Annotated in this window: 17 protein-coding genes; 1 reads left to right on the top strand and 16 read right to left on the bottom strand. The window is 43.7% G+C overall.

The genetic code is table 11. The features are described 5' to 3' along the window. Positions 1-37: 37 nt before the first annotated feature. From ADF75_RS07550 to ADF75_RS07540, 3 genes are all read right to left on the bottom strand, one after another. Positions 38-1,411, bottom strand: coding sequence for a sensor histidine kinase (locus ADF75_RS07550; protein WP_048789678.1), 1,374 nt, complete (start codon positions 1,409-1,411; stop codon positions 38-40). Further along, the gene (locus ADF75_RS07545) at positions 1,401-2,075 is read right to left on the bottom strand and encodes a response regulator transcription factor (protein WP_006596563.1); all 675 of its coding nucleotides are present in this window, start codon (positions 2,073-2,075) and stop codon (positions 1,401-1,403) included. Before ADF75_RS07545 ends, ADF75_RS07550 begins: the two co-directional genes overlap by 11 nt. A gap of 112 nt (positions 2,076-2,187) precedes the next feature. Then, on the bottom strand, positions 2,188-2,778 hold the full coding sequence (locus tag ADF75_RS07540) for a hypothetical protein (RefSeq protein ID WP_048689944.1): 591 nt from the start codon (positions 2,776-2,778) through the stop codon (positions 2,188-2,190). A gap of 205 nt (positions 2,779-2,983) precedes the next feature. Between ADF75_RS07540 and ADF75_RS07535 the strand changes: the two genes are divergently transcribed. Beyond that, positions 2,984-3,526 carry a biotin transporter BioY gene (locus ADF75_RS07535; protein WP_048689947.1) on the top strand — a complete coding sequence of 181 codons (543 nt, stop codon included), beginning with the start codon at positions 2,984-2,986 and terminating at the stop codon, positions 3,524-3,526. Between the two features lie 56 nt (positions 3,527-3,582). On the opposite strand, the gene ADF75_RS07530 is transcribed toward ADF75_RS07535, so the two are convergent. The 13 genes from ADF75_RS07530 to truB form a co-directional block, all read right to left on the bottom strand. After that, positions 3,583-6,126, bottom strand: coding sequence for a M1 family metallopeptidase (locus ADF75_RS07530; RefSeq protein ID WP_048689954.1), 2,544 nt, complete (start codon positions 6,124-6,126; stop codon positions 3,583-3,585). 131 nt (positions 6,127-6,257) lie between these two features. Further along, positions 6,258-6,911, bottom strand: a complete 654-nt coding sequence (phoU, locus tag ADF75_RS07525) for a phosphate signaling complex protein PhoU (protein WP_006596567.1) — start codon at positions 6,909-6,911, stop codon at positions 6,258-6,260. A gap of 14 nt (positions 6,912-6,925) precedes the next feature. Continuing rightward, positions 6,926-7,684, bottom strand: coding sequence for a phosphate ABC transporter ATP-binding protein PstB (pstB, locus tag ADF75_RS07520; RefSeq protein WP_048689957.1), 759 nt, complete (start codon positions 7,682-7,684; stop codon positions 6,926-6,928). A gap of 36 nt (positions 7,685-7,720) precedes the next feature. Then, positions 7,721-8,524: a phosphate ABC transporter ATP-binding protein PstB gene (gene pstB, locus ADF75_RS07515; protein WP_048689960.1), complete on the bottom strand. Its 804-nt coding sequence runs from the start codon at positions 8,522-8,524 to the stop codon at positions 7,721-7,723. A gap of 11 nt (positions 8,525-8,535) precedes the next feature. Continuing rightward, a complete protein-coding gene (gene pstA, locus ADF75_RS07510; protein ID WP_006596570.1) occupies positions 8,536-9,420 on the bottom strand; it encodes a phosphate ABC transporter permease PstA in 885 nt (294 codons plus the stop codon). After that, positions 9,410-10,321, bottom strand: coding sequence for a phosphate ABC transporter permease subunit PstC (gene pstC / locus ADF75_RS07505; RefSeq protein ID WP_006596571.1), 912 nt, complete (start codon positions 10,319-10,321; stop codon positions 9,410-9,412). Before pstC ends, pstA begins: the two co-directional genes overlap by 11 nt. A 17-nt stretch (positions 10,322-10,338) precedes the next feature. Then, positions 10,339-11,205 carry a phosphate ABC transporter substrate-binding protein PstS family protein gene (locus ADF75_RS07500; protein ID WP_048789677.1) on the bottom strand — a complete coding sequence of 289 codons (867 nt, stop codon included), beginning with the start codon at positions 11,203-11,205 and terminating at the stop codon, positions 10,339-10,341. A gap of 130 nt (positions 11,206-11,335) precedes the next feature. Next, on the bottom strand, positions 11,336-12,640 hold the full coding sequence (locus ADF75_RS07495; RefSeq protein WP_048789676.1) for an RsmF rRNA methyltransferase first C-terminal domain-containing protein: 1,305 nt from the start codon (positions 12,638-12,640) through the stop codon (positions 11,336-11,338). Beyond that, entirely contained in the window at positions 12,637-13,410 is a 774-nt protein-coding gene (locus ADF75_RS07490) for an inositol monophosphatase family protein (RefSeq protein ID WP_048789675.1), read from the bottom strand. Before ADF75_RS07490 ends, ADF75_RS07495 begins: the two co-directional genes overlap by 4 nt. Next, complete coding sequence (locus ADF75_RS07485; RefSeq protein WP_048789674.1) at positions 13,400-13,678, bottom strand: UPF0223 family protein; 279 nt, start codon at positions 13,676-13,678, stop codon at positions 13,400-13,402. The genes ADF75_RS07490 and ADF75_RS07485 overlap by 11 nt, the downstream gene beginning before the upstream one ends. A gap of 1 nt (position 13,679) precedes the next feature. Continuing rightward, complete coding sequence (locus ADF75_RS07480; RefSeq protein WP_040803090.1) at positions 13,680-14,081, bottom strand: Spx/MgsR family RNA polymerase-binding regulatory protein; 402 nt, start codon at positions 14,079-14,081, stop codon at positions 13,680-13,682. A 126-nt stretch (positions 14,082-14,207) separates the two neighbouring features. Then, positions 14,208-15,125, bottom strand: a complete 918-nt coding sequence (locus tag ADF75_RS07475; protein WP_048789673.1) for a bifunctional riboflavin kinase/FAD synthetase — start codon at positions 15,123-15,125, stop codon at positions 14,208-14,210. A 4-nt stretch (positions 15,126-15,129) separates the two neighbouring features. Continuing rightward, positions 15,130-16,026, bottom strand: coding sequence for a tRNA pseudouridine(55) synthase TruB (gene truB, locus ADF75_RS07470; RefSeq protein WP_048789672.1), 897 nt, complete (start codon positions 16,024-16,026; stop codon positions 15,130-15,132). Positions 16,027-16,131: the final 105 nt, after the last annotated feature.

The following is a 16,131-nucleotide window of genomic DNA, read 5'->3' as shown; positions in this document are numbered from 1 at the left end:
CGAATTCTAACGAATTACCGATTTCTGTCCCACTCTCTTACTTGTTTTTCGTTGATTTAGAACTTGATTTCTTTTTACTATCTGACTTGGTTGCTAGTTTGACCTCGAAAATAGCACCTTTTGGCTTGTTATCTCGAACGGTAATGGTACCATTAAAGGCTTCTACGATTTGCTTGGCTAAGGATAGGCCTAAACCAAAACCACCCTTTTGACGGGTCCGCGCCTTATCCACTCGGTAGAATCGATCAAATATCCGCTTTTTATCTTCGTCTGAAATCCCTGGTCCATTATCCTCTACCCGAAGATAGAGATAGCGATCCTTGAATTGGGCGACAAACCGTATCTTTCCTTCTTCCTCTGTGTATTTGAGGGCATTGTCATACAAAATGGTCATCAGCTGTTTCAGTAGGACCTTGTCAGACACCAGACTCTTTTCGACATGATTCTCATACTCGAAAATTTTATCATTTTCCTCGGCAATGATTTCATAATTGGCAAAGGTTTGGTCGAAAAAAGAGGGAGAGATTTCACAAAACTCAGGTTTAATCCCATCATCTCGACGGGCTAAGTTTAAGAGATTGGTCGTCAGTAAGCGCATATTGCGAACCTCATCCAAAGAGGAGGCGATATTCTCACTGGATTCCATAATTGTTGCCTCTGGCTTTCGGAACAGGGTTTCCAAACGATTTTGCAAAACGGCTAAAGGTGTCCGCAATTCATGAGAAGCATTTTCGACAAAAGCCTTCTGCCGATTCATACTCTCTAAGAGAGGTTTCACACTCATTTTAGCCAGGAAGATACTTGCAAAGAGGGAAATGCCCCAGAAGCAAATCATGACCAAGGCGATTTGGCTCTCGTGTTTTTCACTGGTCTGCTCCAACTGGCTGATATTGGTCATGATCACGGCATATTTCACCCCATCGATATAATCATCGGGATCAATATCCACCAAATAAGCCCGGTAGCTTTCCTTCTGCTTATAATGATTGGTGATTTGAATCTGCTTGATCTTGTTTAAATAGCTGCGACTAAAGGTCACTGTTTTTAAATCAAGAAAACCATTGTCCGTCGTCACATTTTCAAAATTATCATTCAAGAGGATGGCTGTACTATTGGAAGTGACCGATGGTCTAGGGCCATCCTCGGGATCAGGTTCATCATCTTCTGGTCGGTCATCATCTGGTTCGTCTCTTCCCATCCCATTTCCGGTACGATTGGCCAAGCTAATGATGGAATAACGATCTTTACTCAGCATCTTTAAATTTTCATCAACCGTTGTATACAGACTTGACCGCATTACTTGAATAATAATCAAGGTCATGGTTGAGAAAATCAAGGTAAAGAGTCCGAAATAGCGGATGAAATAAGAAAAGTCATCCGCATTGACAGTTTTTTTAATTTTATTGAGCATCTTTCAGAATGTACCCCACGCTACGCAATGTTTGGAGATTTTTTGCAAAGTCTGTTCCTTTTAACTTCTTACGAATCTTAGAAACATACACTTCAACAACCGAAATGGTCGTATCGCTATCAAATCCCCAAAGTCGATCAAAGATTTGTGTCTTGGGCAGGATAACATTTTGATTTTGAAGGAAATAGACCAAAAGATCAAATTCTTTCCCTAATAGCTCCACTTCTTTCCCTTCAACAAGCGTAGAATTTGTCGAAAGATTAACGGTTACATTCCCATAAGAAAGGGTATTTTCATTGACCTTACCAGAGCGCTTCAGCAATGCTTGGATCCGCATTTTGAGCTCTTCTAGGTAGAATGGCTTGGTCAGATAGTCATCTGCCCCTAACTCAAACCCATGGCCCTTATCGTCCAAGCTCTCTTTGGCTGTCATAATCAATACTGGAGTGGAGACACCCTTATCTCTCAATTCTTTCAGAACTTGGAAACCATCTTTTTCAGGGAGCATGAGGTCTAGCAAAATGAGGTCATAGATGCCACTTTCAGCCTCATAAAGACCTTCGTCTCCATCAAAGACTTGCATGACATCTGCAAAGTCATCTAAAAAATCAAATACTGAATTAGACAAACCGAGGTCGTCTTCTACTAATAAAATCTTAATCATGTGTACTTCTCCTTCTCATTCTTCCATACAGGGATGACGAGTATTTTCTACTCTATTATAACATGACCAGGCTTCATTCAGTAGCATTCAGATAGCGATTTCAACTTTTTTCTTAGCCTGCTGTTCCTGTCTCATCCTTTGATAAATTGTTTGTATTGCTAGACGATTTTTTCGAAGAGGATTTCTTGGAGGACTTTTTATTGGATTTTCCATTTTGTTGCTTGTCTTGTTGACCTTGAGGCCCTCCATCTTGTGGTGGTTGGCCATTCATGTCTCCTTGTCCTGGTCCACCGTTTTGGCCATCTCGCGGTGGCATACCGCCTGGTCCACCACCAAATCCATCTTGTCCTTGACCACCTTGTGGCCCCCCTCCTTGAGGTGGTTGACCGTTCATTTGTCCTTGCCCTGGACCACCATTTTGTCCTTTGAAACCTTGAGCATTTGAAGGGCTATTTTGATCCTTCCCCTGGCTATTTTGTCCTTGATGGTTTTGGGCAGGCTGGTTACTATTTTGTGTAGCTACTGCTGCTTGTTGGCGTTGGGGAGTCGTATTGGCTGTCGCCAACATTCCCAAGCCAAATCCACCAGTCATTCCTACGACAAGTCCTCCTGTTGTTGCGGCAGTTGCCCACCACTTAGGACTTTTCTTAACGACAATCATTTTTTCAGTTCTTTCTTGCTTTTGTTCATTCGAAGCTTGCATTCTTTCCATTCCTTAAATTATTTAAACAAGGCCTTTGTTTAGATAGGGATAGTTTACCGATTCTTCCTTAATCGTGACTAAATTTTTTCTTAAACTTTCCTAAAATGAGGATGGAGACAATTGTCACAGCTGAATAGAGGACTTGACAGGCTTGCATTCTTTTTTGTAGAATAGTTACCATAAAAATAAAGCGAGGTTTACTGTTTTGAAAAAAATAGAATCAATGACATTAATTGCTCTTGGAGCAGCTCTGATTGCTGCCCTATCTCCTTTTACAATCCCACTTGGACCCATTCCTATCACGCTTCAGACTTTAGCGATTGGATTGATCGCCAGCATCTACCGTCCAAAAGAAGCCACCCTTTCTGTTCTCATTTACCTCCTCTTAGGTGCCATTGGCCTCCCCGTCTTTGCAGGTGGTCACGGAGGCATCAGCTCCTTCTACGGTCCCACTGCTGGATTCCTTTTCTTCTTTCCCCTTCGTGCTTTGGTTACCTCTAGCCTCGCTGGCCAAAAGGGACAGCCCATTCGTATCTTCCTAGCTAACGCCTTGGGGGAAGTCGTCCTCTTTATTGGGGGTGCCTTAGGTTTTATGCTCATTACCCACCAGAGTTTGGATCTCACCGTAAAACTGGTCGTCCTACCTTTTGTATTACCAGATTTGATTAAGATGACGTTGACAACGGTTTTCGCAGTTATTCTCTATCGCAATCTCAAACATCTCCCATATTTCAAAAAAGCAAAATAAAAACTCTTAGAGAGGCCTACAAACCTGTAGGTTCCTCTCTAGGAGCTTTTTTTTCTTTATTTAGTTGCTAGAAGGGCTGTTTCAACCGCTGCTTTCTCCCGCTCGATAAGATCGATACGAGCCGCGATCTCTTTAATTCCCATCTTGATATTACGGCTGATCGCCATATCATCCAATTGAGGCTCAAAGAAGGCCTTGTATTCATTCAACCGTTCACGGGTCTTGAAACAGTTAGCTGGGTAGATGACAAACTTATCAAAGCTCATATCACCACCGAGTGCTTTCTTGATCCAATCCCAGTTTTCACGCGCCCAAGTCCAGGTTCTTCCTTGGGTAAAGTCATGGTGCAAGAAATTGAAGTACCAGCTCATAGCCAAGTCCTGAGGTTTCACCACATCCTTGTTCTTCCACTCCTTCAATAGAGCTTCCAAAGTTTCCTCATCCTTGGTATAAGAAAGGGCAGCCGCCAACTGGCGTTTAAAGTTTCCATCAACTGTCTTCACATAGGTATCCAGATATTGTTGGCTAAGCGCCTTGGTTTCCTGGTGTTTGATTTGGTTGACCAAGATTTGCAAGCGAATGGCAGCTGGAAGTTTTTCTAGATCAGCTGCGTGCGCTTCAAAGATAGCGCTCGCTTGTGCTTGTGCAGCTTCATCATTGGCCTTAATCATATTAGCAATCATTAGCTGACGAACTTTTTCGTCTTCTTCTGTTTCACCAGGCTTAGCTTCCAGTCCCAAGCGTTCGAAGTTGTAACGGTTCATCCGTTTCAACAACTCATGGAAGGCTACTTCTGTTTCAGTTCCTTCATCCACAAAGAGACTGATTCCGCTCAAGACGCTCGAAACAGCAGAAACGACCAAGTAGGAACTTTCTTCTGTCAAATGTTCAATCACTGGCAAGAGGCTTGCATAAGAAATTTGACCACTTTCCGCTAAGAGACGGCGTTCTTGAACCACTTGTAGTTTCGAAGTGCTATCCAAGTTAGCAAGTTCAGCAAGGATGTCTTCTAACAATTCCCCACGGTAGTCACTGATATAGTGAGCTGTATTTTCTGTATTGAAGCGAAGAGCTCCGTTGTTAGCTGCTTTCAAGGCACTGTAGTTTGGAATTTCTAAGACTTCAGTTTCCAAGGTATCTGGAATACCTGTCCAGTTGCTATTCAATGGAACAACCCACTTACGGCCTTTTTCTTCTCTTTCTCCGATGAAGAACTGCTCTTGACGGATGATCAAGGTATCGTTCTCTACAACAGCTGAGACAACAGGGTATCCTGGTTGCTCCAACCAAGAATCCATAAAGGCTGCGACATCACGACCTGAAGCTTGCCCAAGAGCATCCCAAAGGTCACGACCGATGGTATTTCCGTATTGGTGTTTTTCAAAGTAAATCTTCAACCCTTTACGGAAGGCGTCATCGCCTAACCAACGGCGAAGCATGTGCATGAGACGGCTACCCTTAGCGTAAACGATGGCTGGGTCAAAGAGGGTGTTGATCTCGTCTGGGTGTTTCACTTCCACATGGACGGATTGAACGCCATCTGTAGCATCGCGTTTCAAGGCAGCAGGCACACCAGTTGTTTGGAAGTCTTCAAAGATATTCCAGCTTGGTTCGATGGCATCCAAGCTGACATATTCCATCATATTGGCGAAGCTTTCATTCAACCAGAGGTCATCCCACCATTTCATGGTCACGAGGTTTCCGAACCATTGGTGAGCCAACTCGTGAGCCACCACTAAGGCTACTGTTTGACGGCTTTGGGCAGTCGAATTCTCATCAACAAGAAGGTAGACTTCACGGTAGGTTACCAAGCCCCAGTTTTCCATCGCACCTGAAGAGAAGTCTGGAAGGGCGATATGAAGAGATTGAGGGATTGGATACTTCACGCCATAGTAGTCTTCATAAAATTCAATAGCACGAACGGCAATATCCAATGAGAAGTCCAAGTTTTCTAATGGGTGAGCTTTGGTAGAGTAGACACCGACTAGGGTTCCATTCTTGGTCTTAGCTGTCACCCCTTGGAGGTCTCCAGCCGCAAAGGCCAAGAGATAAGAAGACATACGTGGAGTCGTATCAAACTTCCAAATACCTGTTTCTTTGCGGTTTTCCACATCGATTTCAGGCATGTTAGAAAGAACGATTTCTCCTTCTTCTTGGTCAAACTTCACAGCCAAATCAAAGGTCGCTTTGGCTTCTGGCTCATCCACACTTGGGAAGGCTTCACGCGCAAAATGGCTCTCAAACTGAGTAGAGATCACTTCCTTCTTCACACCATCTACTGTGTAGTAAGAAGGATAAATTCCTGTCATATTGTCTGTGATCTTACCTGAATAGGTCAAGGTAATCGTTACTTGACCTGTCCCTTCTAATTCGACATAGACTGCTTCATTGTCATCATCCACCGTAAATGGACGGTTTTGACCTGCTACTTCTACTGTTTCGATGGTCAAATCCTTTTGGTGAAGAGAGATGCGAGTCTCTTTTACTTCTCCGCTAATGATCACTTTCCCTGAGAAAGTTTTACTAGAGCGGTTCAAATCTAAGAATAGATCGTAGTGCTTAGGTACAAATGTATCAATAAAATGTGCAACTGCTTGCATGAGTAACTCCTTCTTCATTTTTTCTCATCTTCTATTCTAACATAAATCCTACTAACTGTAAGGTAAGAGGGGGCAAAACCAGGTCTACAAAAAGACAAAAGTCTGAGATCATGACCTCAGACTTACTTTTCTTATAATTCCACAATTTTTCCAGTTTCGAAGTAGACAACCCACTCACAGATATTTTTAGCGTAATCACCAATACGCTCCAAGTAGTTGATGACTTGGAAGTAATCACGCCCAGTGATAATCAAGTCAGGATTATGCTTGATTTCTTCCGTTGCCAACTCTTGAATACGATCATAATACTCATTAATCTTTTCATCGCGAGTCGCTACTTCATAGGCCGTTTCAACATCCCCTTTTAAGTAGAGCTCCAAGGTTGCTTCAACAAAGTCTTTGACTTCTCGACCCATTTTGCTAATTTCTTCTTCTACAACCTTACTACGAAGTTCCCCCTTCATACGGATGGTTGCACGAGCGATAGATACCGCGTGGTCTCCCATACGTTCGACGTCAGACACAGCTTTTAAGACTGTCATAACCATCCGAAGGTCCTGAGAAACCGGTTGTTGAAGGGCAATCATCTCAAAGGATTTGCGCTCCAACTTCACTTCATATTCATTAATCTCTGCATCATCTTCGATCACCTGACGTGCCAGATCCCGGTCATGAGTGACAAAAGCTCGAACCGTGCGATTAATCTGGGTCAAGACTTCATTTCCCATAGCATAAAACTGGTTATGAAGTTTTTCTAAATCTTCTTCAAATTGTACGCGTAACATTTACTTTCCCTTTCTTATCCAAACTTCCCTGATACATAATCTTCTGTTTCCTTACGAGCAGGGTTCAAGAAGATTTTTGAGGTGTCATCATACTCGATGAGGTCCCCATCCAAGAAAAAGGCCGTTCTATCCGAGATCCGACTGGCTTGTTGCATAGAGCGCGTCACTAAGAGCATGGTATAACGATCCTTCAACCCATAAAGCGTTTCTTCAATCTTTCCAGCAGAAATCGGATCCAAGGCTGAGGTTGGCTCATCCAAGAGGATAATCTTTGGACTGGTTGCTAATACACGCGCCACACAAACCCGTTGTTGTTGCCCCCCTGAAAGCCCGATTGCTGAATCATGAAGGCGATCCTTGACCTCATCCCAAATAGAAGCGTTTTTTAAAGAGGTTTCGACCGCTTCATCCAAGACTTGCTTGTCCTTGATTCCATTAATCATGAGTCCATAGGTGACATTGTCATAGATAGACATTGGGAAGGGGTTGGGTTGTTGGAAAACCATCCCGATTTCCTTACGGAGCTCCACCGTATCAGTCCGTGGACTATAGATATTGTGACCATTGTAGATGACGGTTCCTGTCGTCGTCACCTCATGGTTCAAATCTCCCATCCGGTTAATAGCCTTGAGCAAGGTAGACTTCCCAGATCCAGAAGGACCGATTAAAGCCGTGATTTCTTTAGGGGTGAAATCCAGTGACACACTATTCAGTGCCTTTTTCTTATTGTAATAAACCGACAAGTCCTTGACTTGCAAAATTGGTTCTGTCATGTTTTCATCCTTATGTTGTTTCTAAGTTGCCAATTCCTATCCAAAGTGACCAGACACATAGTCGTTGGTTGATTGTAGTTTTGCATTTTGGAAAATATTGGCTGTTTTATCATACTCGATCAAATCGCCTAGATAGAAGAATCCTGTATAATCGCTGGCACGAGCAGCCTGTTGCATGCTGTGGGTCACGATGATAATCGTATAGTCCTTCTTCAACTCCAGCATGGTTTCTTCCAACTGAGCAGTCGCGATAGGATCCAAGGCTGAAGCTGGCTCATCCATAAGCAAAATCTCTGGTTTCACAGAGATCGCACGGGCAATACAGAGGCGTTGCTGTTGACCACCTGAGAGGGTCAATGCGGACTTGTGCAAGTCATCCTTAACCTGATCCCAGAGGGCTGCTTGCTTCAAGGATTTTTCTACGATTTCGTCCAGGACCTTCTTGTCTTTGACTCCTGCCCGTTCGTGAGGGAAGGTAATATTGCGGTAGATTGACTTGGCAAACGGATTTGGTCGTTGAAAGACCATCCCAATATGCTTTCTCATTTCATAGACATTGATATCAGGACGGTTGACGTCGATCCCTTCATACCAGATCTCACCAGTCACACGCGCAATATCAATGGTATCGTTCATCCGGTTCAAACTTCTAAGATAAGTGGACTTTCCAGATCCAGAAGGACCAATCAAAGCTGTGATTTTATTCTTCTCAAACTGCATATCCACGCCCTTGATGGATTCATTTGAACCATAGTAGACATGCAAGTCTTTGGTCGAAAGGACCACTTTTTCTTCAGGAAAAGTAATGATATGTTTCTCATCCCAATTGTACTTTGACATTTCTTCTCCTTTTATGCTGAGGTTAATTTCTTATGGAGGTAAGTACCGAGCTTACGCGCTCCAAAGTTGAAAATCAAAATGAAGATCAACAAAACTGCTGCCGATCCAGCGGATACTTCAATCGCATCTGGAATGGTACCTTCACTATTGACCTTCCAAATGTGGACTGCTAGTGTTTCTGCTTGACGGAAAATAGAGATCGGACTGGTCACACTAAAGAGGTTCCAGTTACTCCAATCCAAGGCTGGGGCAGACTGACCAGCTGTATAAATCAAGGCCGCTGCTTCCCCAAAAATCCGTCCAGAAGCTAGTACAACACCCGTAATGATACTTGGTAAAGCTTCAGGTACCACCACGTGAATCACGGTTTCCCAACGAGAAATTCCAAGTGCAAGACCGGCTTCCCTTTGTGTATGGTGGACATTTTGCAAACTATCTTCAATGTTTCGAGTCATCTGTGGCAGGTTAAAGACCGTCAAGGCCAAGGCTCCAGAAATAATCGAGAAGCCATATTGGAACTGCACTACAAAGACCAAGTAACCAAAGAGACCGACTACGACCGATGGTAGAGAAGACAGGATCTCAATACAGGTCCGAACCAAATTGGTCAATGGGCCCTTCTTGGCATACTCTGATAAGTAGATCCCTGCCCCTAATGAAAGTGGGAAGGAAATAATCAAGGTAATGACTAAGAGGAAGAAGGAATTATAGAGCTGAATCCCAATCCCTCCACCTGCTTGGTAAGAAGAGGATTTGCTGGTCAAGAAGGTCCAAGACACATGCGGCAACCCTCTAACCAGGATATAGAGAATCAAAGAAGCAAGAATAGTGACAATAATTCCAGCAATTGCATAGAGAACCCCTGTCGCTATCTTATCTATTTTTTTAGCGTGCATAGTTCTTCTTACCTCTTTCTTTCGTGATCAATTTGATAACGCTGTTGAATGCCAAACTCATCAGCAAGAGCACCAAGGCAAGTGACCAGAGAACGTTGTTGTTAACAGTTCCCATAACCGTATTTCCGATACCCATGGTCAAGATAGAGGTCAAGGTGGAAGCTGGAGTTGTTAAAGATGTTGGAACAACCGCTGAGTTTCCGACTACCATCTGAATAGCCAAGGCTTCACCAAAGGCACGCGCCATTCCAAAGACAACTGCCGTAAAAATACCTGAGCGAGCCGCCTTTAAGGTGACATGCCAAATCGTTTGCCAACGAGTCGCTCCCATAGCCATACTCGCTTCCCGATAGTGACGAGGCACTGCCCGTAAGCTGTCAGTTGTCATAAAGGTCACAGTTGGAAGGATCATGACAAAGAGGACAAAGACCCCTGACAAGATCCCAAATCCTGTCCCACCAAAGATGGAACGAACAAATGGAACCACCACTTGCAAACCAATAAATCCGTATACAACAGAAGGAATCCCTACCAACAATTCAATAGCTGGTTGTAAGAGGCGAGCTCCCTTAGGAGAAACTTCTGTCATGAAGACTGCCGCACCGATGGCAAAAGGTGTCGCCACCAAGGCAGACAAAAGGGTTACAATGAAGGAACCCAAGATCATTGGCAAAGCCCCAAATTCTTTCCCTGATGGATTCCATGTGGATCCGAAAAGGAAACTAAAGACATTGACCTTGTTGACAAAGAAGGTCGATAATCCCTTTTGGGCTACAAAAATCAAAATCAAAGCTACGACAAAGACAATCAAACTCATACAGCAGAAAGTAATGGTTTTACCAAATTTTTCCAACCGAGAATTATTGGACTTTGCGAGCATTTTTTTTGCTACTTCGTTCATGTTTTACCTAATTCTTCTTATTTCTTCGTAATGTTACCGTTAAGATCACGGCTGACTTTCATATCATTGATTGGGATATAGCCCATCTTACCAACGATTTCCTGCTGGACCTCATCTGTCATCATGTAATCCAAGAATTTCTTAGCCAATTTACTAGGCTCTCCCTTGGTATACATATGTTCGTAAGACCAGATTGGCCAGTTATTGTTCACCACGTTTTCCTTAGTTGGTTCATAGCCATTTAACTTCATGGTTTTAACACTATCATCCACGTAGGTAAAGGCCAAATAAGAAATGGCACCTGGAGTCTGGGAAACAATGTTTTTCACCATTCCATTTGAATCTTGTTCTTGAGCCTGTTTTGGATCTTTCCCATTCATGATGATATCATCAAACACAGCACGGCTACCAGATCCTACTGCCCGGTTCACGATGGTAATTTCCAGGTCCTCACCACCCAATTGCTTCCAGTTGGTATATTCACCAGTAAAAATCTTACGCAATTGTTCGGTTGTTAAATCGTCAACAGAAATATTCTTATTAGCAATGATGGCTGTTCCCGCTACTGCCACTTGATGGTCTACCAAGCTAGAAGCATCGATGCCATCTTTTTCCTCTGCAAAGAGGTCACTATTTCCAATGTCGACGGCTCCTGATTGGACCTGAGACAGACCTGTACCAGATCCTCCCCCTTGGACATTGACAATCTTACCGGGATGTTCTTCAATATAACGATCTACTACCCCTTCAACTAAGGGTTGTAGAGCTGTCGATCCAACAGCTGTAATCGCTTCTCCACGGTCAATCCAAGATGCACAGGCAGATAGAGAAGCTGCAAGTGCTACTGTTGCTAGCCCAAGGACTAGCTTTTTGCATTTATTCAATGTAAGTCTCCTTGAATCATAATCAAATATCGTTTAAATTTTATCTCTAAACACTTGGTCATCTTCTAGTATTCTAGCAAGAATCACTCTATTTCCACTATAACATAGAAAGACCGCATTTCCTAATAATTTATCTAAATCTCAAACCTTTTGGAAAGAAATTTTTCAAGGTCCGGCCAGTTACTTTAGCAAAGCCTAAACCATTGCCTCCAGCTAAGACCTGATACCATCCATTGCTATAGTCATGATCCAGTTGAATGGTCTCCCCAGCTACGTACTTGATGAAGTCTTGATCCGATAAGCTGACCGCTTTCTTCACTTGATCTGGCTTCAGAGCTAAGCCCAAAGCAAAGCTAGGTTCAAAGCGATTTTTCTTAAAGGTTCCAAGATGCAAGCCATTGCGAGCAATCTTGACCTTTTTCAAATCAGGAAGTCCAACCGGCAGGAGATAAAGCTGATCTCCAAAACATTGGTAGAGGCCCTCCAAGTCCATGGCCAAGCAGTCCTTGGCAAAAGCTTGCCACAACTTCTTCTGCTCAGCCGTTAGATTGGAACGGCCTTCCTTGATCTTCTTGACTTCAGGCTCTCCCTGATAAAGGAATTTGGCTACAAATTGCCCTTCCCCTTTGAAATGATGGGGATACATACGGGCTGTTTCGGGATGGCCGATCCCTTCTACCATGCCATTGATTTTTTCAATCGGTAGCAATTCCAGCTCATATTCGTCTAAGAGCCAAGAAACAATTTCTTCGTTTTCTTCTGGTGCCCAGGTACAAGTCGAATAAACCAGCTGCCCCCCTGGGGCCAGCATTTTGAGGGCATCTGTTAAGATTTCTCTCTGGAGACCAGCACATTGGACTGGATAATCAGGATGCCAATAGTCCATAGCATCTGGCTGCTTTCGAAACATTCCTTCACCAGAGCATGGTGCGTCCAAAACAATCAAATCAAAATAGGCTGGGAAAACCTTAGCCAAGCGATCGGCTGATTCATTGGTCACCACGACATTGCGGGCTCCAAAACGTTCGACATTCTCAACCAGAATCTTGGAGCGGCCCTTATGGATTTCATTGGAAACAAGGAGTCCTTGATTGTCTAAATAAGAGAGCAAGTGGGTCGCCTTGCCACCCGGTGCTGCCGCAAGATCCAAGACCTTCATACCTGGTTTTGGATGGGCTACTTGGGCTACCATTTGGGCAGCCGGTTCTTGCGAATAGACCAGTCCAGTGACATGGGCAACGGATTTACCCGACACCTTGCCATAGTAACTCCAAGGCATGCCTGGAATAGGGTCATCTCCACTGATTTGCTCCGCCTTTAATGGATTAGTCCGATAGGCAGATACGGCCGGCTCTTCAAAGGTTTGAAAGAAGGCCTCAGCCTCCTCTCCAAGTAGTTGATCATATTTTTCTTTAAATCCTTGAGGAAAGGTCATGCGTGTGTTCCTTTCTTCAAAAAGGGTTGAATCTCATCTAATTTACAAGTTGGCACCATCATGATGGGCTCCAAAGTCTCATAGTTGGGTTCTTTTCCTTCCAAGGTCAAGACTGAGTATCCTAGGCATTCACCCATAATCGCAGCTGCTGCATAGTCCCATGGCCAGATATAGCTGAAGTAGCCTAAAATACCACCGGATAAAATCTTGGTAAAGCTGATACCAGCACTCCCATAGACCCGAATTCCTAAGCATTCTGCCCCCAGATCCGCCATGCCCCAAGCGTTGGACTTGAGCATGCCAACATTGGAAGCCACTAATAAATCACTAAGGGGACGATTTTGAAAGGGTTTCAGTTCTTTCTCATTGCAAAAGACCCCAAAATCCTTTCCACCAAAAAAGAGATGATCTCGCATGACATCATAGATCAATCCAAACTGGCCAATCCCTTCTTCAAAATAGGCGACCATAACGGCAAAGTCTTCTTTTTGGGTCACAAAATTATTGGTCCCATCAATGGGATCAATCACCCAGACCTTACCGGAACGAATAGGTGCACGAAGGTCATCCTCTTCCGCAAAAATATGGTCTTCTGGATAGGCTTCTAAAATCTTGCCAACCAAGGTTGCTTGCACTTCTTGGTCCATTTGAGTCACCAAATCCGTCGGATTTGTTTTGACTGTGATTGCTAGCTGATCATGCAGGTGTTCTCTAAGATAGCTTCCTGCTTCTTTGACAATGGTCTTAGCAAATTCTAATTTATTGATCAATCGAAAACCATCCTTCCCCTTTTTCTTTCGCAACTTTGGTTGCGCGATAAAGTGAGTAGCCACTGACCTCTTCAAATTCTTTGCCCAGACGCTTTTCTTCGCCAATACTTGGGACAACTCTCTTAAAGGCCTTATAGGCTTCTAGGTAGATGCGGGCATCTGCCTTTTGTTCGTAGGCTTGTTCAACCTGATTAAAAAAAGAAAGCACCGAAGCAAGCTCTTCAGTGCTCCACGATAAATCGAGTGGGTAACTATAATTCTTATTCATATTAATGGATCTCCGCTCTTAGTGTAGCAGATCTTAACTCTTCCTTACGATATCCTCGAGGGAGAAATGCACGGATTTCATCCTCATTAAAACCGATTTGCATCCGTTTCTTGTCTAGAATAATTGGGCGACGCAAAAGACTAGGATTTTCCTCAATCAACTTGATCAAAGCAGAAATCGATAAATCCTCTACATCAACATTTAACTTCTGAAAAATTTTAGAACGAGTTGAAATAATATCGTCTGTACCGTTCTCAGTTAGAGCTAAAATATTACGCAACTCCTCAGTTGTTAAAGGACTCGTCATAATATTGTGTTCCTTAAAAGGAACTTCATGTTTTTCTAACCAAGCCCGGGCCTTTCGACAGGATGTACAACTCGGAGACAAAAATAATGTAATCATGTTCTTCTCTTCTTTTTTGGACACACTTAGCTGACTCTATTATACAAAATTATTCCGCGCTTGCATAGTGATTTTTTAATTTAGACAAAGAAAATTCTCCCCTTAAGGGAGAATTTCTAACAAAAATTATCTGGTCCATTGACGAGCCAGGATCTCGTCCTGATGCAGTTGCTTGACGAGGGCTTCTACACTGTCAAATTTGACCATTTCTCGAATCTTGTCTAACCAAAAAATCCGAATCGTATGTCCATAAATATCTTTTGAAAAATCAAAGATATTGGCTTCAAAGCGAAGTTCCGTCCCATCAAAGGTCGAGTTTTTCCCTACAGAAGCCATCCCCCGGTGACGTTTTCCTAGCACTTCTACTTCGACGACATAAACACCATCTTGAGGGAGATGGGTGCGATCGATAGGCGCCAGATTGGCTGTTGGAAAACCAATGGTGCGACCTCGTGCATCCCCATGGACTACAATGCCACGACTGGATAAGGGATAGCCTAAAAGATCAGCTGCTTCTTTAACCTGACCTGATGCAATGGCCTGCCGAATACGGGTTGAGCTGATTTTTTCGTCCTGGTCTAGGACAGGTGGAACGACGATGACTTGGCCTTTAAAATAGGTTTCTAGATCACTAGCTACTTTCTTATCGCTACCAAAGCTATAATCAAAGCCTGCCACTAGGACACGCGCCCGAAGTGCAGTTAGATAGGTCACAACGAATTCTTGGGCCGTATGAGCCGCAAAATCACTGGTAAAATCGATAAGATATAGATCATCGACTCCCAGTTCTTCCATTCGTTTAAAGCGCTCCTCCGGATTTTGGAGATGGAGGAGTAGTTCTGGTTGGTAACGGGCAAAAGCCAGCTTTGGAGATTCTGGAAAGGTTAAAACAGCTACTCGAAGTCCTTGCTCATCGGCAATGATGCGAGCTGTCCGAAAGAGCTCCTGGTGCCCTCGATGGAGACCGTCAAAATAGCCCAAGACAAGAACGGTATCTGCTTGAGCTTTTATTTCTTTTTCACTAGTTACATAACAAATGTTCATAAATTTATTGTAACACACTTTCTGTCAGAAAAACCTTGCGAGGTTTGTAAAGTTCTTCCCTTTTTTCCATAATGGCTACCAATTTCCCTTGGTAAAACGCAGCTAACTCTCTGGCTTCGCTCTCAACTGGAATAAAGCGTCCCACTTGGACTTCGCCAACTTCTTCAACAGTCAGCTCTACTTTTTCCAGATCCCCGGTTCCAATCTCAAGTGGATGAAGGAAGCTCAAATCTCCTTGCCCTACTTTTTCAGCAATCTCTTCCAGGGTCAAGGCATCATCCAATGACAAACCGGCAGCACTGGTTCGGGTCAGATGAGACATATGGGCTGCATAACCCAGTTTTTGACCCAAATCCACCGACAAGGTCCGGATATAGGTTCCCTTGCTGCATTTGACTCGGAAGCGAAAACGGGCTAGTCCTTCTTCATAGCTAATCTCACTAGTGCGCCTAAAGTCATAAATGGTTACCTGCCGGACAGGCCGTTCCACTTCTTCTCCTGCCCGTGCATATTCATAGAGCTTACGTCCATTGACCTTGACCGCTGAATACATAGGCGGTACCTGCTCGATTTCTCCCACCATCTGGGCAATCATGCGATCCACCTCTGCTGCATCTAAAGGTGCTTCCACTGGGGTCCGCTCTATGACTTCCCCACTGGCATCCTCTGTCGTCGTAGAAAATCCCAAAGTGATTTCTCCCTCATAGACCTTGCCTTCATCTTGCATAAATTCGACCATACGAGTTGCTTTTCCAACTGCAATCGGAAGCACTCCCACCACATCCGGATCTAAGGTACCACCGTGACCGATTTTCTTGGTTCCTAAAATCTTACGCAGTTTAAAAACCGCATCATGCGAGGTCATGCCTGCTTCTTTTTTTAAGTTGATAATACCATTCATGTCTTGCTTTCTGATTTCCTTTCTCATCATGTGGTTAATAAAGTTTTTTTCATTCGTTCCAGTATCATTTAAACCATCCTCTCATGCTTTTGATCAGGCTATTGG

This window comes from Streptococcus sp. 1171_SSPC (genome assembly GCF_001069335.1).
GTDB lineage: Bacteria > Bacillota > Bacilli > Lactobacillales > Streptococcaceae > Streptococcus > Streptococcus xiaochunlingii.
Note: the sequence above shows the minus strand (reverse complement) of the source record. Positions and strands in the feature narration are given on the sequence as shown.